The following is a 25,385-nucleotide window of genomic DNA, read 5'->3' as shown; positions in this document are numbered from 1 at the left end:
TGCCGCCCGTGAGCACGTACTGCGGCCCCTTCCTCCCGGACGGGAGGAAGGGGCCGCAGTCTGGCCGCCGGACGGATCAGGAAGCCGAAGCGGCCGCCGGCGCCTCGTCCTGGTCGGCTTCGCCGAGGGACTCGCCCTCGTCCAGGCCGACGTCCTTCGTCTCCTTGCCGAGCAGCAGCGCCACCAGCGTCAGCAGTGCCATCGAGGAGAGGTAGACGCCGACCAGCCACGGCGAGCCGTCACCGGCGTCCCACAGGGCGACCGCTATGAACGGGGCGACGGCGGCGCCGAGGATCGAGCTGACGTTGTAGGAGATCCCGGAACCGGTGTAGCGCACGCTCGTCGGGAAGAGCTCCGGCAGCAGCGCGCCCATCGGGCCGAACGTCATGCCCATCAGTGTGAAGCCGAGCACCAGCCACAGCACCACACCCAGTGTGCCCAGGCCGATCAGCGGCACCCAGACCAGTCCGAAGACAAGGATCCCGGCGGTCACCCAGATGAGGGTGGTGCGGCGGCCGTACGTGTCGGCGAGCGGGCCGGAGACCAGGGTGAACACCGCGAAGAACAGCACACCGAAGATCATCATCAGGACGAAGGTGGTGTAGCTGTACCCGAGGCCGGGCACGGCGGCGTCCTCCGGCGTACGGCCGTAGCTCAGCGAGAACGTGGTCATCAGGTAGAAGAGCACGTACGTCGCCAGCATGAAGAACGTGCCGAGGACCAGCTGCTTCCAGTGGCTGCGGAAGACGGTGGCCAGCGGCAGCTTCCGTACCAGCCCGGCCTCCCTGGTCCTGGCGAAGACCGGCGCTTCGACCAGACGCATCCGCACCCACAGCCCGATCGCGACCATCACGGCGGAGAACAGGAACGGGATGCGCCAGCCCCAGCTCAGGAACGCGTCCGAGGGCTGGGACGGGTCGGCGCCCGCCGCGGACGGCAGCAGCGCGCCGATGATCAGGAACAGTCCGTTGCCGATGATGAAGCCCAGCGGGGCGCCCAGCTGCGGGAACGTCCCGTAGAGGGCCCGCTTGTTCTTCGGGGCGTTCTCGGTGGCGACCAGGGCCGCGCCGCTCCACTCGCCGCCGAGGGCGAAGCCCTGGGCGAGCCGCATCAGCACCAGCAGCGCGGTGGCGATCCAGCCTGCCTGCGCGTAGGTGGGGAGTACGCCGATGAGGAACGTCGCGATGCCCATGGTGAGGAGCGAGGCGACCAGTGTCCCCTTGCGGCCGAGCCGGTCGCCGAGGTGCCCGAAGACCACCGCGCCGATGGGGCGGGCGACCATCGCGGCACCGAACACGGCGAAGGACGACAGCAGGGCCGTGGTCGGGTCGCTGTTCGGGAAGAAGAGCGTGGGGAAGACCAGGACCGCGGCGGTCGCGTAGATGTAGAAGTCGTAGAACTCGATCGTCGTCCCGATGAGACTCGCTACGAGGACACGGGACCGCGAGTTGACGGGTGCCGCCGGGGCCGGACTGGTGGTTGGTGCTGGCATTTCACGGTCTTTCCAGGTGAACGGTTGCCCAAGGCTCTCAGACATCTCATCCAGCAGGAAAGGTGTACCGGAATGTGAGACGAGCCGGGCTCGGAAATTGTGTGGCCCCGCCCTCCCCGTCCTCCCTACACTCACCGGGCAGGCGCAGTCCCTCCCGGGGCCGCGCATCCATGACCAGAGGGGAGCCCGACCGTGCGTGACCACGCCACCGTCGCCGCTCCCCGTTCCCGGTCCCGCCGGTCCGTGGTGATCCTGGTGTCCCGGTCCTTCCGGTGCCCGCTGCGCGCCCGGCACCGGATGACCTGACGCACCTCTGCTCTCTTCGGCCCCCGCACACCAGGGGCGTCCGACGCCGTGCGCCGGGGACCATCGCGCCGCCCTTTTCCGGATCATCCGAAAGGCCACCGGCCATGCGCACCAACCCACTCGCCGCCGTTCGCAACCTCGGCATCCTCGCTCACGTCGACGCCGGCAAGACCACCGTCACCGAGCGGATCCTGTTCGCCACCGGCACCACGCACAAGCGCGGCGAGGTGCACGACGGCACCACCGTCACCGACTTCGACCCGCAGGAACGCGACCGGGGCATCACCATCTTCGCCGCGGCCGTCACCTGCGTCTGGGACGGCCACCGGATCAACCTCATCGACACCCCGGGGCACGTCGACTTCGCCGACGAGGTGGAGCGCGCGCTGCGCGTCCTCGACGGCGCGGTCGCCGTGTTCGACGCGGTCGCCGGAGTGGAGCCGCAGAGCGAGTCGGTGTGGCGGCAGGCGGACCGGCACGGTGTGCCGCGCATCGCGTTCGTCAACAAGATGGACCGGGCCGGCGCCGACCTCGACGCGGCCGTCGCCTCCATCCGGGAACGGCTGCACCCCGTACCGCTGGCGGTCCAGTTGCCCATCGGCGCGCAGGACACCTTCACCGGCGTCGTCGACCTGCTGCGCATGCAGGCCCTGACCTGGACCGACGAGGGCGAGGGGCGCGAGCCCGCACCGGTGCCGGACGAGCTGCGCGAGGAAGCGCACCGACGGCGCCGGCTGCTGGAGGAAGCCGTCGCCGAGCTGCATCCGGGCGCCCTGGAGGAGTTCTGCGACACCGGTTCGCTCGGCGCGGGCACGCTCGCGGCCGCCCTGCGGGACCTGACCCGCGACGGTGCCGCCGTCGTCGTCCTGTGCGGCTCCGCCTACCGCAACCGCGGCATCGAACCACTGCTCGACGCCGTACTCGCCTACCTGCCGTCGCCACTGGACGTGCCGCCGGTCGGCGGTACCGGCGACGACGGCACCGAGCAGCGGAGGGCCGCCGACCCGGCGGCGCCGCTGGTAGCCCTCGCGTTCAAGGTGAACGCGACCGCCACCGGGCGGCTGACCTACCTGCGTCTCTACGCGGGCACCATCGAGAAGGGAGACACGGTGTGGGACGCCACCGCGCGCCGCTCCGAGCGGATCGGACGCATCCTGCGCGTCCGGGCCGACCGGCACGAGCACGCGGACCGTGCCGTCGCCGGGGACATCGTCGCCGTGGTCGGACTGAAGTCCGCCCGCGCCGGCTCCACCCTGTGCGCGCCGGACGCCCCGCTGGTCCTGGAACCTCCGGGTGTCGCCGAGCCCGTCGTCTCCGTCGCGGTCGAGGCCCGAAGGGGCACGGACACCGGGCGTCTGGCGTCGGCGCTGGCGAGGCTCGCCGAGGAGGACCCCTCGCTGGTGGCGCGCACCGATCCGGAGACGGGACAGACGGTGCTGTCCGGCATGGGTGAGCTGCACCTGGAGGTGGCGGTGGAGAAGATCCGGCGTGAGCACGGGCTGGGCGTCACCGTGGGCCGGCCCCGGGTCGGTCACCGGGAGACGGTCGGCCGGGGCGTGTCCGCCTTCGTGTTCCGGCACGTCAAACAGGACGGCGGGGCGGGCCAGTTCGCCCATGTGGTGCTCGACGTCGAACCGTCGGACACCCCGGAGTCCGGCTTCGAGTTCCGCTCGGCGGTCGTCGGCGGGCGCGTGCCGCAGGAGTACGTCCGTGCCGTCGAGGCCGGCTGTCGGGACGCGCTCGCCGAAGGGCCCCTCGGCGGGCACCCGGTGACCGGGCTGAGGGTCACGCTCACGGACGGGTCGACCCACGTGAAGGACTCCTCGGACACCGCCTTCCGCACCGCGGGACGGCTCGGACTGCGGGACGCCCTGCGGGCCTGCGCGATGGTCCTGCTGGAACCGGTCGTCGAGGTCACGGTGACCGTGCCCGAGGACGCGGTCGGCGGGGTGCTCGGTGATCTGGCCGCGCGCCGCGGCCGGGTGACGGGCTCCGTCACCCGGGCGGGTGCCACGGTCGTCACCGCGACCGTGCCGCTGGCCGAACTCTTCGGCTACGCGACCCGGTTGCGCAGCCGCACCCAGGGCCGCGGCACCTTCACCACCCGGCCCACCGGCTTCGCGCCGGCGCCCCTGCCCACGCGGTGACGCGTGAACGGCGGCCCCTCCCGCACCGCGCCGGGAGGGGCCGCCGCCGCCGTACGGGCACGCCCCGACCGCCGGCGCCGGTCAGGGGTGTGCCCCGGCGCCGGGGCAAGGGGGCACCATCCGTTCTGGGCAGGAATGGGGAACGGCCCTTCGTCGCACGCGACGAGGGGCCGTTCCTGCGGTCCGGGTTGCCGGATCAGGCGTGGCGGTGGGAATGGCGGTTACCGGTGATCACGCGGTAGAGGGCGAGCAGGATGACGGAGCCGACGATGGCGGCGATCCAGGTGGACAGGTCGAAGAAGCCGTCGATGGAGTCGACGCCGAAGATCACCTTTCCGAGCCAGCCGCCGAGGAGACCACCCGCGATGCCGATGAGCATGGTGATGATGACACCGCCGGGGTCCTTGCCCGGCATCAGGGCCTTGGCGATGAGGCCCGCGAGCAGGCCGATGAAGATCCAAGCGATGATGCCCATGATAGGTCTCCTACCTCGTCGTATAAAGTTTCTGTTAGCACCCCGTCTTTACCGTCGGGCCGTTTCCAAACACCTCGCACCGTCATCTCTCGAACCGGTTTCCGTTTTGCCCCGTCCTGGCCTTCGCCGTCCGATGAGGGAGCCGCCGGCCGGCGGGTCGCATCACGTCTGTACCCTGCCGATCGAATGACTCGGCCGGAGGCGCTCCGTTCGTCACGCCGAGCATCACGGGCACAGCGGCACGGGCCGCGCGGACGATCGTCGCGGCCGGGGACCGAACCGATGGCGTCGCGTACGGGGCGCTGGGGCCGGGCGGTCGGATGCCCGCGCGCCACTACCCGGCGGTGACGTGCTGTTTCACCGAAGGAGCACCGCGGACGCGGAGAGGATCGGCTGCAGGGCGGCCGGGCCCCCGCCGGGGACCCGGCCACCGCTGTCACGTGGCGGCGAGCAGCGACTCCAGGGCCCCGGCGGTCGCCGGGTGCCGGGTCGTCAGCACGGCGCCCGCCGGAGACGGACCGGACGCCGCCGCCCACCCGCCGTCGCAGCCGAGCAGCCCCGCCACCGCGTCACACGCCGCCGGACGAGCGGCCAGCAGCGCCGCGCCCGGCCGAGCCGGGGCGCCGGGCCCTGCCCACCCGCCGTCGCAGCCGAGCAGCCCCGCCACCGCGTCGCACGCCGCCGGGTGCGCCGTGAGCAGCGCCACCCCACGGCGGACACCGGCCACGGGCTTCGCCGCGGACGGACTCGTCTGCGGCATCCGCCACGGCGGCACCCACGCGTCCAGCGCCGGCAGACGGCCCGGGAAGATCCGCCCCGCCTCGCGGATCAGCAGCGGGGCGAGGTCCGCCGCGCCCGCACGCAGCGTGGTGATCAGCAGCGGCAGCCACGGCAGCAGCACCGCGTCCGGCAGCCGCCCGAACGCGTTCGACACCGCCTCCACGACCACGTCCGCGAGGCCCGGCACCGGCTCCAGCGCGTGCACGAAGCCGCTCAGATAACGCGGGTAGGCGGGCACCACCAGCGGGTTGTCCAGCAATTCCGCGCACCGGGACCGCAGTTCCGACCGGGACAGGGTGCCGAGCTGCACCTGCGCCGCCCACAGCAGGGCCGTCTTCTCCGGGTCCTCCGGGTGGCACTGGGCGACCGCGAGCTCCAGCTGCGCCCGGTCGCAGCCGAGGGACAGCGCCAGGCTCTCCATGCTGAACAGGAAGCCCAACATCGCCGCCACCTGCCCCACCGTCGCGTCCTCGTCGCAGAACGCCGTCGGCAGCAGCGTGCAATAGTGCGCGTAACCCGTCTTGACGAAGGACTCGATCCAGCCCGGCAGCGCCGGCTCGTGGGTGCGGTAGTACGCCAGCAGCGCCCGCGCACGGCGCAGCACCTGAGGCGCCCCGTCGACGCTGCGCTCGGCGGCCAGCACCTTCAGCGCGTGCGTACCGAGCTCGTCGGCCAGACGGCGGCCGCGCAGGTACAGCAGCGTGTCCTCGACCGCCGCCAGCACGTCCGCCGTGGTCGCCTCCGGCCCGTACGCGGCGCGCCGCAGCCGCTGCTCCAGCACCTGTTCGAGGCTGACGCCCTCGTAGCCGAGCTCGATGAGGGCCCGCTGGTGGGTGCCGATCGCCAGGTCCCAGGACTCCTGGATCGACCGCTCCCCGAGCCGCCGCTCGCCCATGATCGGCCGTGCCGCGCCGTGCGGCATCAGCCGCCGCAGCATCCACAGCACGTCGGAGCACGCCCCCAGCTCGGGCCGGGACGTCATGTCGAGCAACGCCCTCTGCACACCGCGCTGTTGCAGCTTCAGCCCCAGTGGTTCGAGCCGGTCGTACACGTCCCGGGCCAGCGGCGGCAGCGCCTCGTAGCCCACCTGGCCGATCCGGTCGCCGCCCATCATGATCTCGACGAGCCGCCGCACGTCCCGCCGCCCGGGGACGCTGTCCTTCTCGATGCAGGTGACCGCCGCGTCCTGGAAGTCGTACGGGGTCGGCTTGGCCCGGTCCCGCATCCCGGCGAGCAGGATCGACGTCAGGAACACGGCGATGGCGTCGGCGGTGGAGGCGAGGTAGCCGTTGCGCCGGGCCGCCCGCACGATGTCCACCGACCAGCCCAGCAGTTCCGCCTCGTCCAGGGAGTCGAGCACCGGCGGCCGGCGCAGGAACCCGGACAGTCTGTCGCCCGCGGCCGCGGACGGCGCGGGGACGGCCGGGGCGGCGGCCGCCGTCTTCCTCCCGGACTTCTTCGTCCCCGCCTGGCCCTCCAGCCGGTACGGCTTCACCCGGCTCCGCTTCAGGCTCTTCGCCCACTCCGTCGCCGCGATCGACACCGAGCCGGCCGCCAGACCGAACTGCGCCTCGATCGCCGCGTGACTGGACGGGATCAGCCCGTACTGCCAGGTGGTCGCGGTGCGCGGCGAGATCGTGAACGTCCCTGAGGTGCCGTGCACCCCGAACTCCTCGACCCGGCTGGCCGCGTGGAACGCCCCGCACACGTACAGGCAGTCCTCCGGGTCCGTGCCGGTCGCCGCCAGGTGCTCGCGCATCCGCGTCCACATGTACCGCTCGCGGTCCTCGTCGACCCGCACCCGTGCGCCGTCCCCGGGGGCGAGCCGCCGGAACAGGCTGCCGATGAGGAACATCACCTGACGGTAGGTGTCGTGGTCGGCCGTGCCGCCGCCGAGCGGCACCTCGACGTACTGGTGCCACCACTCCGACCAGTGCCGCACCTTGCCGTGGCGCAGCAGGTGCTCCTCCAGCTCGGCGAAGCGCGGACGCAGGTCGCCGATCTCGACACCGACGGCCTCCCCGTGCAGCGCGGCCTCCGCCCCCTCCGGCGGCTCGGCCCCTTGGGGAGCGGGTTCGCTCCTGCTGTCCCACTGGAACACGTGGTCCGAGGACCGGTCGACGAGGACCAGTTCCACCCCCGGGGTGTCCAGCGCGTACGCGATCGCCTGGTACTCGGCCGACGCCTCGGTGATCGGCGCGACCACCGACAGCGGCGCCCACTCCGGGGGGAAGCCGTCGATGTCACCGGCGAACGCCTGCACCGCCACCGGCAGCCGGCAGTTGCGCAGCTCGGTCAGCAGCGGCGCCATGTCCTCGCACAGCTCCAGATACACGACCTTCGGCTGCTTCTCGCGCAGCCGGCGTGCCATGGCGAGCGCCGAGGCGGGGGAGTGGTGGCAGACGGGGAAGATCTCCAGCGGCTCGCGCACCGCCCGGTCGACGTCGTCGACCATGCCGAGCAGAATGCCCTCCAGGGCGTCCGGCCCGCCCGCGAACGTGGCCGCCGCCTCCTGGAGCTGCCCGCGCAGCGCGGCGAACGACGTGCTCCCCGTGCTCTCCTGAGGCCCGCTCATGACAGGGTGGCGATCGCGTCGCGGCCGCCCTCCAGGAACTCGGGCCACGACCCGCCCTCCTCCTTGCTGCGCGGCTCGACGACGCCGTGCAGGTACTTGTTGAGGATGGCCAGGTCCTCCGGCTCGCGCCGGGTCAGCGACCCGACCAGCGACGAGGCGAGGGCACGGGCGGTGAGGGCCCGCTCGCCGAAGAAGTTGCTGTGCAGGACGGCGTCCTCCAGCACACCGATCTGTTCAGCCGTCGACAGCGCCGACTCCAGCTTCTCGTCGTCGCTGCCGGCCGCCGCGGCCGAGGCGCGCAGGTCGGCGAAGCTCTGCAGCAGCACATCGAGCAGGGTCGGCGGCACGTCCAGGTCGATCGCGTGCCGGCGCAGCAGCTCCTCGGTGCGGAAGCGGACGATCTCCGCCTCGCTCTTCTTGTTCGTCACGACCGGGATGCGCACGAAGTTGAAGCGCCGCTTCAGCGCGGACGACAGGTCGTTGACGCCCCGGTCACGGCTGTTGGCCGTGGCGATGATGGAGAAGCCGGGCTTGGCGAACACGATGTTGTCGTCACCGCCCCCGCTCTCCAGCTCGGGAACGGAGATGTACTTCTCGGAGAGGATCGAGATCAGCGCGTCCTGCACATCGCTCGTGGACCGGGTCAGCTCCTCGAAGCGGCCGATGGCCCCGCCCTCCATCGCGGTCATGATCGGCGAGGGGATCATCGACTCCCGCGACTGCCCCTTGGCGATCACCATCGACACGTTCCACGAGTACTTGATGTGGTCCTCGGTGGTGCCGGCCGTGCCCTGCACCACCAGCGTGGAGTTGCGGCAGATCGCGGCGGACAGCAGCTCCGCCAGCCAGCTCTTGCCCGTGCCGGGGTCACCGATCAGCAGCAGGCCGCGGTCGGAGGCGAGCGTGACGATGGACCGTTCCACGAAGCTCCGGTCACCGAACCACTTCTGCGACACCTCCCGGTCCAGTCCGTCGGCCCGCTCGGAACCGAGGATGAACAGGCGCACCATCTTCGGCGACAGCCGCCACGAGAACGGCCTCGGGCCGTCGTCGATCGACTCCAGCCAGTCGAGCTCCTCGGCGTACTTGATCTCGGCGGGCGCGCGCAGCAGGTCGGACATGAGGGAAGGCCTTTCGTACGGTGGTCGAAGAGAGGTGGGTGTGACGCCGCTCGGTCGCATCACGTGAGGAACGTCTTGAGCTCGTGCACGAGCTTCTTGATGTGGCCGGAGATCACCGGCGTACCGAGGTCCTTGAACTTCTCCCGGAACCACGGGTTGACGCTGCCGCGGCCGCCGCTGGTCACCGAACCCACCGGGATGAACTTCGCGCCCGAGCGGTGGATGGCGGCCATGCTCTCGAACAGCTCGTGCGTGCGCCATTCGTAGAAGTCGGAGATCCACACCACGACGGTGTTGCGCGGCTCGGCGATCTTCGGGCGGGCGAGCGCCATGGCGACGGTGCCGTCGGTGCCCCCGCCGAGCTTGGTGCGCAGCAGCGTCTCGAACGGGTCGTGCGACCACGGAGTGAGGTCGAGGGCCTGCGTGTCGTACGCGATGAGGTGCACGTCGACCTTCGGCAGACCGGCGAAGATGGACGCCAGGATGGTGCAGTTGACCATCGAGTCGACCATGGAACCCGACTGGTCCACGACCACGATCAGCCGCTGCGGTGTCGTCTTGCGGCTGGTGTGCCGGTAGTACAGCCGGTCGACGTAGAGCCGCTCCTCCTCCGGGCTCCAGTTGGTGAGGTTCTTCCAGATGGTGCGGTCGAGGTCGAGGTTGCGGAAGACCCGCTTGGGCGGCACGGACCGGTCGATCTCGCCGACGGTCGCCTTCTCCACCTGGCTGCGCAGCACCTGCGCCACCTCGTCGACGTAACGGCGGATCAGCGCCTTGGCGTTGGCCAGGGCCACCCCCGAGAGGTTGTCCTTGTCCCGCAGCAACTGCTCGATCAGGGACATGCTCGGTGTCAGCTGCGACGCCAGCGCCGGGTCGGCCAGCACCTCGCGCAGCCGCATCCGCTTGACCAGACCGGCCTCGATCGCCCCCAGCTCCGGCCCGATCTCCGGTATCAGCCGGCTGAGGTCCGGCGTGGGCCCGCCGGCACCGGTACCGGTCGCACTGACGCCCCCTCCGCCGCCCGCCCGCCGTACACCGCCGCCCCGCCCGCCCCGCAGGTCGCCGGGCCGGCAGCCCAGCGCCCGCTCCAGCCAGCCCGCGTCGGACTGCCAGCGGGCCAGCTGCTCGGCGGTGACGGCACCGGAGCCGGAGGCGAAGACGTTGAGCAGCACCTTCGACGCGAGCGCCGCGCGCCGCACCTCCGCCGCCCGGTCACGGGTGCCGTCCTCGTCCGGCGCCGGCGTCATCAGCCCGTCGAACTCGGCCGCCAGCTCCGGATGCCGCTGCACCACGGAGTCGACCGACGCGCCCGGGTCGAGCAGCGCGGCCGGCAGACCGATGTCCTCGACCACGGCGAGGCTCGCCGACTCCAGGGACGCCTGCTCCTCCGGATCGAACAGCCGGGCCAGCAGCCGCCAGTACAGCACCTGCCGCCGGTTCTCGTCGGGGTCGGGCGCCGGGACCCCTCCGCTCGTCTCCTCGCTCATTTCCGCAGCAGCCTTCCTGCCCGCTCCCGCAGCACGGTGACGGCATCGGTGGCCGCCTTCTCGGCCCGCGCACCGGCCTTGTCGGTCGTGCCCCCGGCCCAGGCACCGGCGTGCACGACGACGCTCTTCTTCCGCACGGTCCGCTCGACGGCGAGCGGCTGCAGCAGGAACTCCCCGGCGTCCCAGCGCAGCAGACCGACACACGCACCGGACGCGGCGAACACCTCCGGGGTGAGCGGACCGGCGGCCGGAACCCGGTCGACGTCCACGGCGAGACGCACCCCGGCGACCTCCACGGCCGTGCCGTCCTCGCCGTCCTGCACCCCGTACCCCTCCAGCAGCACGGGCACGGCGATCCGCACCGGATGCCGGTCCAGGGGCGCTACGGGAGCGGAGACCGCGGAGGGCAGGGCCACCCGCGCGGTGGCGAACACGTCGGCGGGTTCGCCCGCCCGTGCCCGCTCGTCGTCCCACAGCAGGTCGCCCTCGGCGGTGACCGGCATCCCGTCAAGCTCCACGGCCCGCCCCTCGCTCACGGCGCCGAGCAGCGACATGTGCGGCCGGAGCAGCTGCCACAGCCCCGCCCCGACGACACTGTCGGGCTTCGGCGCGGACACACTGGCCCGCACCAGCCGCGCCGCCCCACCGTCCGCCGGCTCGAACACGCCGTGAACCTGCGCCTGTACGGCGGTGGCGTGCTCCTGGACGTCCACGCCCAGCGGCAGCAGACGGCCGGTCGCCCCGGTGACGGCGGGGGCGGGCGCCGCGCCGGGCAGCGTCAGCAGCACGGCCCGCGACCACAGATCGGCCCACCGCCGCACCGGGACACGCTCCAGCGTCGCCCCGGGACAGGACGCGGCGAGTTCGGCGGCGAAACCGTCGAGCAGCGCGGCCGTCCGGCGCAGGCCCGGCTCGGGCAGCATCGCGGACACGACGGGCGCGGCCCCGGCGACCAGCTCGTGGTCGATCCCGAGCCACCCGGCCCGCGCCAGGTCGCACAGCCAACTCCGCGCGGCGATCAGCAGGTTGACCGCACGCTCGTCGCTGCCGGCCGGTACGGGGCCGCTCTCCTGCGCCCCCGGCCGGCCGACGGCCTCCTCGATCCGCGCGACGAGCGCGTCGTGCGCGGAACCGAGCAGCGCGGTGCGCGCCGCGGCGAGCGCCACGAAGTGGTCCTCACCGGCCGCCCCGGCCGCCGTCTTCTCGGCGGCCTCGGCGACCCGCCCGGCCAGCGGCGACCCGGCCACCGCCTCGGCGAGCCCGGCGAGCCCGGCGGCCTGCGCGGGCTGCGGCCTGAGCAGCCCGTCGACGAGCGCGTCGTCGAACCCGTCCACGGCCGCCAGGGCCTCCTCCAGCCCGTCGACGACGTCGGTCAGCAGATCGGCACGCATCAGGCCACCGCCCTCGTCGTCGGGAACCACTGCATCTCCGGCAGCGGAGCGGTCGTCGGCGCGAACTCGAGGTAGGACAGGTGCCGCAGGAACCGGCTGAACACCTGCGCCGCCGCCGAACTGTCCCCCTGAGCGGGCCGGGTGCAGGACATGGCGCTGAAGACGGTGTGCGCGTCCGGGTCCTCGCCGGTGACCTCGACCTTCAGATACCGGGCCACGCGCTCGACGCCGTACTGCAGCACAGCCTCGTCGACGAGCGCACGTATGTGGTTGCAGAAACCGCCCCGCGCCCCGCCGCAGGGACGGTTGTTGTTGGTGCTGCACGCGAACGCGTACGTCCCCGCCGCGACCGACGACACGTACACCCGCCCGATGTCCGACCCGCTCGACACCACGCCCTGCAGCCGCCCGTCCGCCAACTCGGCGAACGGCACCTTGGCCAGCTTCCGCGGCCGTGCCGACGGCACCACCCGCGCCGTACTCGACCTCTCCCAGACGGACAACACACCACTCCCAAGCATGCGGAAAGGGGACGCCCTCGCCGGACCGGCGGGACGGGAAGGAATCTACCGAAGACCACTGACAACGCCGTCCGGGCCGCCGACCGGGTCCGCCGCCGGGCAGGGGCGCTGCCGTTCCGGGAGGCTGCGCCGGCGGCGGGACGGTGAGCAGGCGGTGCGGCGGACTAGGGGGTGTCCTCGCCCGCCCGGTCGTCCGCTGTGACGCGGCTGACGGTCCCCGCCAGGAAGAGCACCGCGGCGAGTACGGATACGACGCAGGCCATCGCGAACACGTCGGAGTTCTCGTCCTCGAACATGCCGACCGCGGCCAGGGCGAGGAACACCCCGGAGGTCTGCCGGCCGGTTCCGGCGGGCATCGGACCGGCGGTCCGCGCGCGGACGCGGGGGATCCACAGCCGCAGGAGCTCGGCGGTGGCCGCGAGGGCGACGAGCCGGGAGGCGACCATCGTGAAGGGGTGAGCCGTGTTGCCCGCCAGTTCGCCCACACCGACGACGGTGGTCAGGCAGAAGTAGAGGACCGGGATCAGCCAGCCGGGGTGTGCCCGGCTTCCCGGCACCGGCTGGGTCTCGGCCCGGTCCGGGACCTTGCCGAGGCCGACCCCGGCTGCAGACGTCCCCGCCGCGCGGGGGGAGGGGATCCCGGGCAGGGGCGACGCCCGAGGCACCGGGCGGAGCGCGCGCTGCTGCGCGCGGCGGGCGCGACGGCCGACGTCGCCGTAGGCGTCCATGTGGGCCGACAGCTGCCCCTGGAGGTCCAGCAGCTGCTCGGCCATCGTGTCGAACTCCGCCCGGCGCACGGTAGCGCGCCGCGCGGCCTCCCGTTCGGCGGTGCGGAGCGGGTCGAGGGCCTCGGCGTGCAGGCGTACGGCCTCCGCACGCGCCGACCCGGCGGAGCGCGGGACCTCTGCCAGTTCCTCGCGAAGGCGACGCCGTTCGGCCTCGATGATCTCGGTGATCCGGTGCCGTTCGTCCGCGGGCAGCTTGTGCGGGGCGCGGGCCTCCGCACGGGCGAGGGCGGCCCGACGCCACTCCAGCAGCGGGCGGCCGCGGTGCTCGCCGATGCCGTTGATGTGGACCTTGCCACCCTGGGTGCGGTGGATGTAGAGGACGTCACCGCCCTTGCCGTTCGGCGCCCTGCCCCAGCTCACGTCGTGGAAGTCGGCTGCGGTTCTGATGCCCTGTGCCGCCAGGCTGCGGATGAGGCCGGCCCCGATGCCGCTCACCTCACTGGCGGTGAGGTAGGTGCTGCCGAGCGCCCGCTCGACGGACTGACGACGCAGGACCGACAGCGCCTGGCCTTCGCGGCGCTCGCGTTCGCCGTCCAGCGCGTCGAGCCGGTGGGTCAGCGAGGCCTCCTGGCGGGCCTGTTCCTCGCCGATGCGGTGCAGCTTCTTGCTGTGGTCGGCCTCGACACGCTGTCGCTTCCGTGCCTCGAGGCCCAGGCGTCGCCGGTCGGCGACCTCGAAGGCGGGACGCTCGGAGAGGAGGCGGCGGACGGCGCCGATCGCTCCGATGAGCCGGCGGCGTTCCGCGCGCACGTCCGACGGGGAAGGCGTGGCGGACGGCGGGACGGGAGCCGATCCGTCCCTGCGGGGGGTGGTGCTGTCGATCAACGCGGGTTCCTCAGGCAGCGGGAATGTCGAAGGGGCATGGCCCGGTGGCGGGCGCGGTGAGGGAGTGAGGTAACCCCGTCGAGTACCCGCCCCGGCGCCGGAATCGGCCGGCCGGGTCGGGTCCGGCTCCCCGACGAGACGTCGTCGCACCGTCGCGGAAGGCAGGCGGACGCTCGCGCTCGGAGAGCGTGAGCGGAAAGGACCGCATCGCGAGCCGGCCCGGCTCGGCCCGCCCGTGCGGGAAGCGCACGTACACACCGGAGATGACCCGCGACCTCACGGAAAGGTTGTACGCAGCAGCGAGGAACTCGGCATCTCCCGGTTCGGCCCGCGCGAGCCCCGCGTCCTCCGCCCCTGGAAGTCGACCACCGGCACTGTCACGGACCACCCTCCGTGGCGGATCCTGCCTCGGGACAGTCCGTCGCCCGGGCCCGGTCGAACGGCACCCCCGGCCCCCTCGACCCACCGGGCGCCACCAGCGCCCTCGAAGCCGATTTCGACCGCCAGAACCGCGCCCTGGCAGCCGAGTTGACGCGGGCCGGCGCCCAGCACGTCACCACGCACTTCTACGGCCCGGGCACCCACGCCTGGGCCTGCCGGGAGCGCGAACTGCACGCCTCACTCCCGATGCATGCTGGATGCCCTCCGTGTGAACCACTGACCGGAGGCCTCGCGGTCCGGGGACCGTGGGCGGGGGCCTCGTGACCGCCTCGTCCAGTGCCTCGGCGCGCGCACCACCACTGTGGGCACCATCGGGCACCCGCGGTTCCACGAGCGCGACGTGCGATCTGCCGCTGCCGCGGAACGTCGCGGTCCGCAGTGCCGCCGATGCCCTTCAACCGCGTGCGCGGAGATACGCCTCCAGCTCGGCGGCGCCGGTCAGCATCGCCCGCGAACGAGCCGACAACCGCCCGTGCCAGTCGCGCAGCGCCCCCTCCAGGGGCTCCAGCCCACCCGCCTCCCGCACCTGTGCCAGCACGGGAGCAATCTGCACCAACAGGTAGCCACCACGCCGGAGTTGGTGCACCAACCGGGCGTCACGCACATCGGCCTCGCAGTAGACCCGGTACCCGGTCACCGGGTCGCGGCGCGGCCGTACGAGCCCGGCCTCCTCCCATGTGCGCAGGGTCGCCGGCCGAAGTCCCAGCTCCTTGGCCAACGGGCCGATGAACACCCGCCCGGGCCGCGCAGGTGAGGCATCACGCTCGGCGCCCGCCCCGGCGGAGAGGTCACGCAGGGCCCTCTCGACGGCCTGCAGCGTGCTCCGGTCGTCGAGCAGTTGGGCGTGACTCTCGTCGATCAGATGGAACGCCTCGTCGACGAAGCCCCGGTGCACGGCCTGCATGATCGCCGTCGCCGTTCGATGACCGTGGCCGGGCACCAGGGCGAGGAACGCCCGCAAGGCCCGTGCGTGCAGGGGAGTGTAGGTCCGGTACCCGTGGGCCGTGCGGTCGGCGGCGGGAAGGATACCCGCCTCCTCGTAGTTGCGGACCGCCTGGGTGGACAGACCGTGCCGCCGTGCCAGGTCGACCGGCCTGAGCTTCTCACCGCTTTGAAGGTTTCGCCCCACGCATCGCAGACTACCGCGCTCAAGTTTCCACCGAAAGTTCAACGATACCGTTGAAGGCATGGCAACCGACCTCAAGGACATCGCCCGTTCCGTCGACGCCGCAGCGGTGATGAAGCTGCTCCCGGCCCGCCCGCGCCTCCTCGCCCTGGGCGAGCCCACCCACGGCGAGGACACCCTCCTTGACCTGCGCAACGAGTTGTTCCGGCAGCTCGTCGAGCAACAGGGCTACCGGACGATCGCGTTGGAGACCGACTGCGTCAGGGGCCTCGCCGTGGACGCGTACGTCACCACCGGCACCGGCACCCTCGACGAGGTCATGGAGCACGGCCTCAGCCACGGGTGGGGCGCCTCAGCGGCCAACCGCGAACTGGTCCGCTGGATGCGCGCGTACAACGAGGACCGCCCGCGCCCCGACCAGGTCCGCTTCGCCGGCTTCGACGGCCCCCTGGAGATCACCGGCGCCGAGAGCCCGAGACGATCCCTCACCGCCCTCCACACGTACCTCACGGCGCACATCGATCCGGACCTGCTCCCCTGCTCCATGGACACGCTCGACCGTCTCCTCGGCACGGACGAGCGGTGGACCGACCCGGACGTGATGACGGACCCGTCCCGGTCCGTCGGCCGCACCCCGGAGGCGCGGGAGCTGCGGCTGCTCGCCGACGATCTCACCGCACTGCTGGACACACAGAGGCCCCACCTCGTCACGGCGACCTCGCCCGGCGACCGGTACACCGCCCACCTGTACGCACGCACCGCCACCGGTCTGCTCCGCTACCACTCCTGGACGGCCGACACCTCACCGTCCCGCATGACCCACCTCCTCGCCACGCGCGACGCGATGATGGCCGACAACCTCCTCGCTCTCACGGCCCGGGGCCCGGCACTCGTGTACGCCCACAACAGCCACCTCCAACGGGACAAGAGCTCCCTGCGCATGAGGGACCACCCGCTGCTGGAATGGTGGAGCGCCGGCGCCCTCGTGAGCACCCACCTCGGCGACCAGTACGCCTTCCTGGCCACCACCCTCGGCACGCTCCGCCACCACGGCGTCGACACCCCACCCCCGCACACCCTCGAAGGCCTGCTGTACGACCTCCCCGGGGACCGGTACGTCCTCGACGCCGCCCACCTGTCCACCGCCCTCGGCGACACGCCCGTTACCACCCGGGTCTCCGAGTACTTCGGCTACGCCCCCTTCGACCCGGCCCAACTGCCGTGCACGGAAGGGGTGGTGTACGTCAGGAACGTTACGTGCGAGTAGGGTCTGTCCGTCTCCGTGAGGCCCAGCCCGGTTCCCTCACCTCCCTTCGGAAGGACGTGACGGTGCTGCTGGTGGGTCTGGGTCTCTTCCTGGTCTGTGCCGTCGGCGCGCTCGTCACCGCGGCGGGCGCCGCCTCGGTGGCGCTCCCCGGCCGGCCCGAGCCCTGGGCGGTGCACCTGCTGCGCCGCGCGGCGTCAACCGCCGCGCTGGCGGCCGCGGCCGTCTACTCCCTGGGGTTCTCCGGTGTCGTGGCGTCGGAGCAGGCGTTCGGTGACGGCGCGGACTCGATCCCGGCCCCGGCCTGCCGCGACGGCTTCGACGACGAGACGACGCAGGGCCTCTCCCACCACCGCTCCTCGTACCTGCCGCTGCGCTTCGACTGCGTCCGCGACGACGGCTCCGTCTACTCCAGCGACCCCGACTACGTGTGGATGAACTGGGCGAGCGCGTCCCTGGCCCCGTCTGCCGCCCTGCTCGCCGTCGGCGCCGCCCGCGCGACCGCGTCCCGCGCCCGGAAGACCGCGACGGCGTCATGACCCTGCTCACGGTCTTCGTCGTGCTCGTGGTGGCCCGGGTCGCCCTGCGCGGCCTGCCGGCGCATCAGCGTCGGCCGTGGTGGGTGCGGACCGCGGTGTTCTGGTCCCTGCCGCTCCGAGGTCGCTCCTGCGCTGAGGCCGCCCGGGCGACCTGATCCACCGCCGCCGGCGCTGCCGAACACCGCCTGGGCAGAGCGGATCGCCGGTACGTCGTGGCAGCGTGTGCGGGCCCACCGCGGAGGAGCAGGGGCCGTCTGGGCGCCTCTGGCGCCGACGAGCGGGGACGGACCTGCCGGTGCGGCGGGGGCCGGCCGGACGCCGGCCCCCGCCGCACCGCTGTCGCCGGTTCAGCTGTAGGGGATCACCAGCACGGACTTGTCCGTGCCCGTCTGGAGCTTGGAGGTGCCGTTGCCGATGGCGCTCCACACCTCGAGGCGCACGGTGCCGCCGTTGAGGTTGGCGAGGCTGCCCGTGGACGCCTTGAGTCCACGGGCCTGCGTGTACTCCTCCCATCCGGTGACCGGGTCGGTCGCGAAGTAGTGGTAGGTCTCGGTCCGGTCGAAGCTTCCGTCGCCGGTGAAGTCGTAGCTCACCCGGGCCTGTTGCCCGAGACCGACCGTGGTGCCCGCGTCCACCTGGAGCCGGAAGGAGGTCCCCGCGCCCGGGGTGAGCGTGCCGTTCACGCCGCGGACCTGGTAGACGAGGGGCTGGTACGGGGTGCCGTCGCGGTTGGTGCCGTCGGCGGAGGCGATGGTGTCGCTGCCCGCGGTGCCGCCGGTCGCGGTGGTCAGGACGCCGCCGCCGCGCAGCTGGAAGGTGTTGCCGGTCGGCGGCTCCGGGTCCGGATCGGGGTCGGGGTCCGTGGACCCGGTTCCGCTGCCGGTCGCGGTGGAACGGGCCGGTACGGAGAGGGTCTTGCCGTCGGAGAAGGTGACGGTGCGCGCCGTGGACCCGTGGTTGTGGGCCGCGTACGTGCGGGTCGTGCCCTTGGTGAAGACGGCCGAGGTGGGGATGTCACCGGTCACGGTGGCGTCCGGGGCGCCGAGGGCGGCGAAGGTGTTGATCCAGTGGTAGGTGTGCGCCTTCGACTCCCCCTCCTCCGGGGTGTAGCCTGCGTGGCCCGCGTCCCACTTGGCCTTGGCCGTCGCGGGGTCGGCGAAGGACTCGAACTCCCAGAGCAGGTCGCGCCATTCGACGGCCGGGCCGCCGTTCTCCCGTTCCATCTCGGCGATGTTGCGCCGGATGGCGGCCTTCTCGCCGCCGAGGTGCAGCGATCCGCCGGTCACGGGCAGGACGTTGATGCCGTGGATCTCCTCGGGGTTGGCGGTCCACCAGGTGGCGTAGGCGGCGCCGCTGCCCCACACCATGCCGGCCGTGTCGTGGCCGAAGGAGGAGGGGAAGACCTGCTCGTCGGCGTCGAACCAGTACTGGGCGATCGACTCCGACTCGGTGGTCAGCAGGAAGGTGCCGAGGTCACGCAGCGAGGTGTCGCCGGTCGCGGAGCCCCACAGGATCAGCGCCGTGCTGAGGTTGGTGGACTCGGAGGAGGACTCCTGGTTGTTGCCGGCGGCGAAGCCCTGGTGCCCGGAGGCCCAGCCGTGGCCCGCGTAGACGTCGAAGCCGCGCAGGAAGGGGTAGGCGGTGTCGGTGCGGCTGGGGTTGGCGGTGTCCCGCACGAGGGTCTTGACCATGCCGCCCCACGCGGAGTCGGCGGCCCACGCCGGGTCGTACTGGGCGATGATCGCCGCCGCGTAGACGTAGTAGCCGTAGTGGAAGTGGTGGTCGTTCAGTTCGGTGTCGCTGCCGTAGGAGGCGGGGTAGCCGGTGAGCGTCTTCCAGTCCTTGTCGTAGCTGAACTCGTTCGCGCCTCCCGCGGTGAACCAGTCCTGGAGCTTGCCCTTCATCAGGCCGAGCATCCGGTCGCGGACGGCGGTCTCACCGATCTGGTCGGCGACCGGCACGAGTTGGGCGAGGCGCCCGAGGGCCTTGCCGGTCCAGTAGGTGTCGCTGGCTCCGGAGAAGGGGTCGGAGGCGTTCACGACGTCGTTCAGGTATCCGCGCAGCCGGGCGGCGTCCACGCCGTTCGACTTGGGCAGCGCGGGCAGGACCGGCGACGCCTTCTGGCTCGTGGTGAAGGAGGCCGACTCGCGGACCTTCATCGTGCCGCGCGGTGAGACGTACGTGTAGGACGTGAGGGCGTCCTTGGTGTTCAGCCACTGGTGGCGGTAGAGGGCCTGGAGCGTGCCGCGCTCGGTGCCTTCCTTCGCCTCGGTGGTGAGCGTGTAGGTGGCCCCGACCGTGCCCCCGGAGTAGTTCCAGGTGACCTTGGAGCCGGTGACGAAGCTGTACGCGTACTTCTTGAACGTCGCCAGCGCGCCGGTGGAGGGCAGCACGGCGACGGAGAAGTAGTCCTTGGAGCCGAGACCCGCGGTGACGGTCGATCCGGCGACGTTCCAGTCGCTGCCGGTCGGCGCGAAGAGGGCGTAGTGGTGCCCGGCGACGGTGATGCCGAGGACGTTGCCCTGGTCGGCGAAGACCGTGGGCGCGCCGGCGGTGGTGATCTGCGCGTTGCCGCCGGAACCCTTGGCGTAGACGAACGGGGAGCCGTGGCCGATGGTGGTGCGCAGGGTGCGGGCGCCGTCGGACCAGTACGGGGTGACCGTCCAGTCGGACCAGTCGTCGGCCTTGGTGTCGGGGGAGTTGAGGCCGCTGATCCCGATGGTGAGGTCGCGCTTGTGGGCGTACTCGTACTGGCGGCCGTCGCCGACGATCGTGGGGCTCGTCGGGTAGCCGACGTCGAGCCCGCCGGCGGTGGCCTGGTAGGTGAGGGGGTGCCCGTACATGGGGGTCGAGTACGGGTTGTCGCCGTAGCGCTGGAAGGCGAGGGAGGACCACCAGTCGTTGGTGGGCACCGGCCGGTTCTTCGCGGCGGCGGTCACCTTGGGGGTGACCGGGGTTCCGGTGTTGGTGGTGGGGCCCGACGTGCCGGGGGGCCGGGTGTCGGAGTAACTGCCGGAGCCTACGGGAACGGTGGCGGCGGCCGCCGGTGCGGCGGCCGGGCCGAGGCCGACGGCGGCGAGGGCCGAGGCCAGCAGCAGAACGGTGGCCGGTCTGGTGCGTGGGGATGGCATGCGTCACCTCAAGTCGTGACAGGGGGAGGTTCTGAGAGCGCTCTCAGATGGCCGGAACGTAAAGCCCATGTAATGCACGTGTCAATGGCTTGAACACAACCGGCCGCACGGAGCCCGTCATCCGTCATCTCTTCGAGGCCGGCCCGAGCCGGTGAACGGGGGGTCGCACGGACACCCCGTACACCCACCGCTACGACCGCTGAGCCCGGCCCGCACGGCCGCCTACGTGCTCGGAGGTGCCGGACCGACCGCTCGACTCGGTGTCCAGCACCGCCCCCACGGTCTTGCCGGGGCCGTCGCGGCGGTCGGTGACACCCCAGTCGTCGGCCAGGACGGTGATGACGGGGAGGGGCCCGCGTCCCGACTCGGACCGCGTCAGTCCCCGAGGGGGCGGCGACGGCCGGCCGGCGTTGTCAGCAGCGGCACGCGGACGTGGGGTCGGGGCCGTGTTGTCCTGATCGTTTCACGGTGCCGTCGCGGTTGTGCTCCGCCGAAGTGCGGGCGAGGGAGCGTCGATTAGCGTTCCTCGCGGCAGGGGCGTACGTCCGTGTGTTCGATACGGCGTGGGCCCTTCCTGTTTGTGTTCCCGCTCCGACGCATCACGGGGGTAAGACGAATGACCACGGGCAAAGGCATGGCGCAGGACGGATCGTTCAGGTCGTCCGGGACGTACCGGACGCCTTCCCGCCGGCGGCTGCTCCGGCTGGCCGGCGGCGCTCTCGCACTGGGCGCCCTGACCGCCGGGACGGTCGGCTGCGACGAGGGCGCCACGGACGCCGAGGACCCCACAAGCGCCGGTGGTGAGCGGCCGAAGGGCGACGACAGGAAGCCCGGCGACGGCGGCGCCACGGGCGGGGACGGCAAGGCTCCGAAGCCGCTGTGGACGAAGACGACCTCGGCCGAGACCTACGGGGACAACGACGAACTCGTCGTCGCCGCCGGTGTCGTGCTCGCCAGCGGCAGCCCGCTGGCCGCCCTCGACACCTCGACCGGCAAGCAGAAGTGGTCCCTGCCCGGCGGCACGGTCCCCGGAGCGCCCCTGCTGCTCGGCGAGGACACGCTGTACCTGGCCAGCAGCCGGTACGACGGCACCGTCACCGGATACGACCCGGCCTCCGGCAAGGAGACCTGGCGCAGCCGCCTGGGCAAGGGCTACCGGCAGCCGCGGCCCATCGCGGTGGACGAGACGCAGGTGTACGTCATCGCCGAGATCCTCGAGGACGACGGGTCGTCGAAGACCAACGTCATCGCGGCCCTCGACAGCACCACCGGCAGGATCGCCTGGAAGGAACAGCGCGACCTCGGCACCATGCAGGACGGCATCCACACCGCAGTCCGCGGGCGTCACCTCGTCTACACCGACCTCAAGAAGAACCTCACCGTCCGCGACACCGCCACCGGCGGCCAGGTGTGGACACAGAAGACGACCAGGACGAACTACGGCTTCTTCACCGTCCACGAGAACCTGGTGATCGTCCCGCAGGGGAACCGGCTCCAGGCCTTCAACCTCTCCGACGGCAAGGAGAAGTGGTCCCTGGAAGCATCGGAGTTCGCCCTCTTCAAGGAGCCGGCCGTGCTGGAGGACGTGCTCTACATCGCCGACAGCGCACGGACGTCGAGGGCCGTCGACCCGCGGAGCGGCAAGCTCCTCTGGCAGTCGACTGCCCTCGCGGACGCGGGACTCCAGGTGCCGCGCCAGTACGTCAAGGTGGGCGACACCCTCTACGGCGCCACGGACCTCGACACGGAGGGCGGCGTCATCGCCATGGACGCGAAGACCGGTGAGGTGCGCTGGACGTTCAACGACGGGACCGGCGACCACCACTCCTGGCTGGTAGCCACCGACGGCGAGCGCGTCTTCGCCCTGCACGGCACCGAGCTGCACGCGCTGCCGGTGTGACGCACGCGCCGGACGGGCGGCCGTGCGCCCCGCCAGGACGGGGCCGGACATCGGCCTCGTGGCCGTCCGCGAGCCCCGCTCCCGGGAGGATCCGGAGTGGGTCCTCCCGGGACACGCGTGAGGTCAGCGATGTTCCCTCGCGGGCCCGTCCTCGCGGACCTGCTCCGCCGGCGGGTGTCGTTCCTCCTTCCGTCCGGGGCGAGTGCGCAGCAGGACGGCGAGGGCCGAGGCGGCCGCGACGGTGGACACGCCGAGCAGCAGGATGCGGTCGGGGATCGCGCCCGCCCACCGGGAGAGCCGTTCCTCCCAGGCGAACTCCGCGTCCACTCCGATCAGGGACGGCAGGGCGGAGGTGCCGTCGAAGGCCAGGAAGAGGGCGCCCAGCAGGATGAACATCGTTCCGCCGGCCAGGGAGGTGGTGTGCAGCGGTACTTTCCCGAGGTGGATCACCCGGCCGCGCAGCCACGGCCGGCGCCCGAGGTCGTAGCGGTCCCACAGGGCGGCGAGGACGAACATCGGTACCGCCATGCCCAGGGCGTAGACGGCCAGCAGCGCGCCGCCCCGCCAGGGGTTGCCGCCCATGGCCGCGACGGTCAGGACGGCGCCGAGGATCGGCCCCGCGCAGAAGCCGGCCAGGCCGTAGACCGAGCCCAGCGCCAGCACGGAGGCCGCGGATCCCGAGCGGCGCCTGCCGGCCGCCTGCCGCAGGCGGCGCGAGCCGAATCCCCGGCCCAGCACCTGGGCCACGCCGAGCGCGATGACCAGCCAGCCGCCCGCCGTCACCAGGGCGTCCCGGTGTCCGTAGAAGAGCCGCCCGGCGAAGGAGCCGGCCACCCCGAGCGGCACCAGGGTGAGGCAGAGTCCGGCGTAGAACAGTGCCGTGCGGCTCAGGAGCCGGGTGCGGCTGGTGAAGGAGTACGCGAAGAAAGCCGGCAGCAGCAGGGCCGAACAGGGGCTGAGGAGGGCCAGCAGGCCGCCGAGGAAGGCGACCAGCACGCCGGGGTCACTCATCGCCGTCCCTCTGCCGCCGTGCCTGCTCGGCGGCCCCGTCGATGAGGTCGGTGAAGACGTCCGTGGGCTGGGCACCGAGCACCGGCCGGCCGTTGATCAGGAACGCGGGGGTGCTGGTGACCCCGATGCCGTAGCCCTCCTCGCTGTCCCGGGCGACCGCCTGGTGGGCGGCGTCGGAGGCCATGTCCTTCTCGAACCGCGCGAGGTCCTCGACGCCGGCCTTCCGGGCCAGGGCGATGAGGTTGTCCTCGCTGAAGTCGCCCGCGTTGCGCCGGCGCGGCTCGGCGTAGGCCTCGTCGTGGAACTGCCAGAAGCGGTTTTGCCGTCCGGCCGCCCAGCCGGCTCGTGCGGCCTGGTCGGACTCGGCGCCGAAGACGGGGAAGTTGCGCCACTCGATGCGCAGGATGCCCTCGTCGACGTAGTCGCGGACCAGATCCGGCTTGGTGTCGCGGGCGAAGCGGCCGCAGAAGGGGCACTGGAAGTCGGAGTACTCGATCAGGACGACGGGCGCGTCGGGGCTGCCGAGGGCGAGCGGATCGTCGGCGTCCCGGCGGGCCAGGGCGAGCAGCTGCGGGTTCGCCGGTTCCTGTTCTGCGGGGGTCGACACCGTGGCAGGAGCGGCCGTACCGCCTCCGGCGGTGTCGCGGCCGAGGGTGAGGGCGAGGACGGCGGTGACGACGGCGGCGGTCAGCACGATCACGGCGAGGACGCGCCGGGTGCGGCCGGGGCGTGGCCGCCCGGCTCGCGAAGACGCGGAGGGTGCGGATGTTTTGGGCATGGTGGTGCTCCGAGGGGTGGGAAGGAGGGAGGAGACGTCCGCGAGGGGGGCGGCGAAAGGCTCAGCGGCTGACGGGCACGGGGCACGTGTCGGCCGTGGAGAGCCTGCGCAGCGCCGCCTCGGCCAGCAGGACGAGGGAGACGACGGCCACCAGCGGTTGCAGCGGGGCCCAGTAGGTGAGCGCACCGGAGGTGCCCAGCAGGACCAGGACGAGCTTGTTGCAGACGGGGCAGCCCACCGCCAGCAGCGACAGCAGACCGCCGGCCGACCCGAGCCGTCCGACGGTCCTGGCGGACGGATCGTCGTGGTCCTCCGGGGCCCGGGAGCCCCGCGGCGGTTTGACGAAGGTGGCCAGAACGAGGCCGGCGAGCACCGCGGTGGCGGCGAGCACGGGGTAGTTCCACCACTGGACGGGGACGGAACGGGAGAACAGGGGCGAGGGCACCACCGCGGTGGGCACGCCCACCAGCACCGTGGTCAGTGCGGCACCGGCCGTGGCGGCGACCCACTGGGGGGACTGCCACGCGGCCAGCGTCGCTCCCGCCCGGCGCAGGGACCGGGAGGAGGGCATGAGAGGGACTCCGTTTCGCTGAGGAGGTGAAGGGACACGGCGCGCGGGCCGGTCTAGATCCTCAGGACGGAGAGCTGTACCAGGTCGGGTGCGGGCGGCGCGGACCCGGGCCCCGCGCATGCGGGAACCGGGCCTGCCGACGGGGCCGGGGTGCGGTGCTCTTCGCGTTCCGCCGTCGGCAGCGGCGCGGACGGACGGGAGCCGTCGAGGGTGGAGGCGATGTCGGGGCCGGAATGTTTGTCGCAGCGCCCGGTGTCCGACGACGAGGGGCCGGCCACCTCGACGAGGGCAACGGCTTCCCGGACGTCGACGCTGCCCTGCTCCGCAGCGGCTTCGCCGACGAGGGGTCCTGCTGCGGGCCGTACACCGGCTGTGGCGGAGGCCGGTTCACCGCGGACGGATTCCGCCGCGGACTGCCCGGCCGCACACAGGGACGAGACCAGCACGGCGACCAGCACCACAAGGCAGCGCAGCACGGAACCCGCTCTGTGGTGCGAAGAGGGCACTGTCATCGTGTGGGCTCCGTGAGGCGATACCGCATGCGGGAGCCACGATAGGGCATACGGGTAGGGGTATGCACCCATGGGTCGTGAAGACGTCGCCGGCGCCCATGTCGCGGAGGTGAACCGCCGCCATGACCTCCGCGGCACCCCGGTCACCCCCGCCGTCGATCCCCTGGCCCTGTCTGGAGACCGGGACGGTCGCGGCCGGGTGGC

General features: G+C 72.4%; 19 protein-coding genes and 1 pseudogene. 6 read left to right on the top strand and 14 right to left on the bottom strand.

Annotation, left to right across the window (positions count from 1 at the left end; translation table 11 throughout):
- Nucleotides 1-76: 76 nt before the first annotated feature.
- Entirely contained in the window at nt 77-1,492 is a 1,416-nt protein-coding gene (locus ACZ6A9_RS25800; RefSeq protein ID WP_468989587.1) for an MFS transporter, read from the bottom strand.
- A gap of 410 nt (nt 1,493-1,902) precedes the next feature.
- On the opposite strand from ACZ6A9_RS25800, the gene fusA reads away from it, so the two are divergent.
- A complete protein-coding gene (gene fusA / locus ACZ6A9_RS25795) occupies nt 1,903-3,945 on the top strand; it encodes an elongation factor G (RefSeq protein WP_468989584.1) in 2,043 nt (680 codons plus the stop codon).
- 196 nt (nt 3,946-4,141) lie between these two features.
- Here the strand turns inward: fusA and ACZ6A9_RS25790 are convergent, their stop codons facing one another.
- From ACZ6A9_RS25790 to ACZ6A9_RS25760, 7 genes are all read right to left on the bottom strand, one after another.
- Complete coding sequence (locus tag ACZ6A9_RS25790) at nt 4,142-4,420, bottom strand: GlsB/YeaQ/YmgE family stress response membrane protein (protein WP_189559818.1); 279 nt, start codon at nt 4,418-4,420, stop codon at nt 4,142-4,144.
- Nucleotides 4,421-4,856: 436 nt separating this feature from the next.
- Nucleotides 4,857-7,775 carry a DUF5682 family protein gene (locus ACZ6A9_RS25785; RefSeq protein ID WP_468989580.1) on the bottom strand — a complete coding sequence of 973 codons (2,919 nt, stop codon included), beginning with the start codon at nt 7,773-7,775 and terminating at the stop codon, nt 4,857-4,859.
- The gene (locus ACZ6A9_RS25780; protein WP_468989578.1) at nt 7,772-8,896 is read right to left on the bottom strand and encodes an ATP-binding protein; all 1,125 of its coding nucleotides are present in this window, start codon (nt 8,894-8,896) and stop codon (nt 7,772-7,774) included. Before ACZ6A9_RS25780 ends, ACZ6A9_RS25785 begins: the two co-directional genes overlap by 4 nt.
- 59 nt (nt 8,897-8,955) lie before the next feature.
- Nucleotides 8,956-10,383 carry a vWA domain-containing protein gene (locus ACZ6A9_RS25775; RefSeq protein ID WP_468989576.1) on the bottom strand — a complete coding sequence of 476 codons (1,428 nt, stop codon included), beginning with the start codon at nt 10,381-10,383 and terminating at the stop codon, nt 8,956-8,958.
- Nucleotides 10,380-11,804, bottom strand: coding sequence for a hypothetical protein (locus tag ACZ6A9_RS25770; RefSeq protein ID WP_468989574.1), 1,425 nt, complete (start codon nt 11,802-11,804; stop codon nt 10,380-10,382). Before ACZ6A9_RS25770 ends, ACZ6A9_RS25775 begins: the two co-directional genes overlap by 4 nt.
- Entirely contained in the window at nt 11,774-12,295 is a 522-nt protein-coding gene (locus tag ACZ6A9_RS25765; protein ID WP_468989572.1) for a hypothetical protein, read from the bottom strand. The genes ACZ6A9_RS25770 and ACZ6A9_RS25765 overlap by 31 nt, the downstream gene beginning before the upstream one ends.
- A 164-nt stretch (nt 12,296-12,459) precedes the next feature.
- Nucleotides 12,460-13,908, bottom strand: coding sequence for a hypothetical protein (locus tag ACZ6A9_RS25760; RefSeq protein WP_468989570.1), 1,449 nt, complete (start codon nt 13,906-13,908; stop codon nt 12,460-12,462).
- A 441-nt stretch (nt 13,909-14,349) separates the two neighbouring features.
- Between ACZ6A9_RS25760 and ACZ6A9_RS25755 the strand changes: the two are divergent.
- Nucleotides 14,350-14,613, top strand: a pseudogene (locus ACZ6A9_RS25755) (hypothetical protein); the annotation flags it as partial.
- Between the two features lie 130 nt (nt 14,614-14,743).
- On the opposite strand, the gene ACZ6A9_RS25750 reads toward ACZ6A9_RS25755, so the two are convergent.
- Nucleotides 14,744-15,478: a TioE family transcriptional regulator gene (locus ACZ6A9_RS25750; RefSeq protein ID WP_468989568.1), complete on the bottom strand. Its 735-nt coding sequence runs from the start codon at nt 15,476-15,478 to the stop codon at nt 14,744-14,746.
- Between the two features lie 58 nt (nt 15,479-15,536).
- Between ACZ6A9_RS25750 and ACZ6A9_RS25745 the strand changes: the two genes are divergently transcribed.
- The 3 genes from ACZ6A9_RS25745 (at nt 15,537) to ACZ6A9_RS25735 (ending at nt 17,433) form a co-directional block, all read left to right on the top strand.
- A complete protein-coding gene (locus tag ACZ6A9_RS25745) occupies nt 15,537-16,742 on the top strand; it encodes an erythromycin esterase family protein (RefSeq protein ID WP_468989566.1) in 1,206 nt (401 codons plus the stop codon).
- A gap of 62 nt (nt 16,743-16,804) precedes the next feature.
- Nucleotides 16,805-17,278: a hypothetical protein gene (locus ACZ6A9_RS25740; protein ID WP_468989564.1), complete on the top strand. Its 474-nt coding sequence runs from the start codon at nt 16,805-16,807 to the stop codon at nt 17,276-17,278.
- Nucleotides 17,275-17,433 carry a hypothetical protein gene (locus ACZ6A9_RS25735; protein WP_468989562.1) on the top strand — a complete coding sequence of 53 codons (159 nt, stop codon included), beginning with the start codon at nt 17,275-17,277 and terminating at the stop codon, nt 17,431-17,433. Before ACZ6A9_RS25740 ends, ACZ6A9_RS25735 begins: the two co-directional genes overlap by 4 nt.
- Nucleotides 17,434-17,625: 192 nt before the next feature.
- Here ACZ6A9_RS25735 and ACZ6A9_RS25730 read toward each other — a convergent pair whose 3' ends face one another.
- Nucleotides 17,626-20,409 (bottom strand): glycosyl hydrolase, encoded by a 2,784-nt coding sequence (locus tag ACZ6A9_RS25730; protein WP_468989560.1) that lies wholly within the window; start codon nt 20,407-20,409, stop codon nt 17,626-17,628.
- A gap of 634 nt (nt 20,410-21,043) precedes the next feature.
- On the opposite strand from ACZ6A9_RS25730, the gene ACZ6A9_RS25725 reads away from it, so the two are divergent.
- The gene (locus ACZ6A9_RS25725) at nt 21,044-22,309 is read left to right on the top strand and encodes a PQQ-binding-like beta-propeller repeat protein (protein WP_468989979.1); all 1,266 of its coding nucleotides are present in this window, start codon (nt 21,044-21,046) and stop codon (nt 22,307-22,309) included.
- A 123-nt stretch (nt 22,310-22,432) separates the two neighbouring features.
- On the opposite strand, the gene ACZ6A9_RS25720 is transcribed toward ACZ6A9_RS25725, so the two are convergent.
- From ACZ6A9_RS25720 to ACZ6A9_RS25705, 4 genes are all read right to left on the bottom strand, one after another.
- Nucleotides 22,433-23,320, bottom strand: a complete 888-nt coding sequence (locus ACZ6A9_RS25720; RefSeq protein ID WP_468989558.1) for a cytochrome c biogenesis CcdA family protein — start codon at nt 23,318-23,320, stop codon at nt 22,433-22,435.
- On the bottom strand, nt 23,313-24,098 hold the full coding sequence (locus ACZ6A9_RS25715; RefSeq protein WP_468989556.1) for a DsbA family protein: 786 nt from the start codon (nt 24,096-24,098) through the stop codon (nt 23,313-23,315). The genes ACZ6A9_RS25720 and ACZ6A9_RS25715 overlap by 8 nt, the downstream gene beginning before the upstream one ends.
- 61 nt (nt 24,099-24,159) lie before the next feature.
- On the bottom strand, nt 24,160-24,669 hold the full coding sequence (locus tag ACZ6A9_RS25710) for a hypothetical protein (protein WP_468989554.1): 510 nt from the start codon (nt 24,667-24,669) through the stop codon (nt 24,160-24,162).
- A 53-nt stretch (nt 24,670-24,722) separates the two neighbouring features.
- Complete coding sequence (locus ACZ6A9_RS25705; RefSeq protein ID WP_468989551.1) at nt 24,723-25,181, bottom strand: hypothetical protein; 459 nt, start codon at nt 25,179-25,181, stop codon at nt 24,723-24,725.
- Nucleotides 25,182-25,385: the final 204 nt, after the last annotated feature.

The sequence above is a fragment of the Streptomyces sp. NPDC041124 genome, from assembly GCF_055592385.1.
The sequence above is the reverse complement of the archived record's forward strand: the minus strand, read 5'-3'. Positions and strand labels throughout refer to the sequence as shown.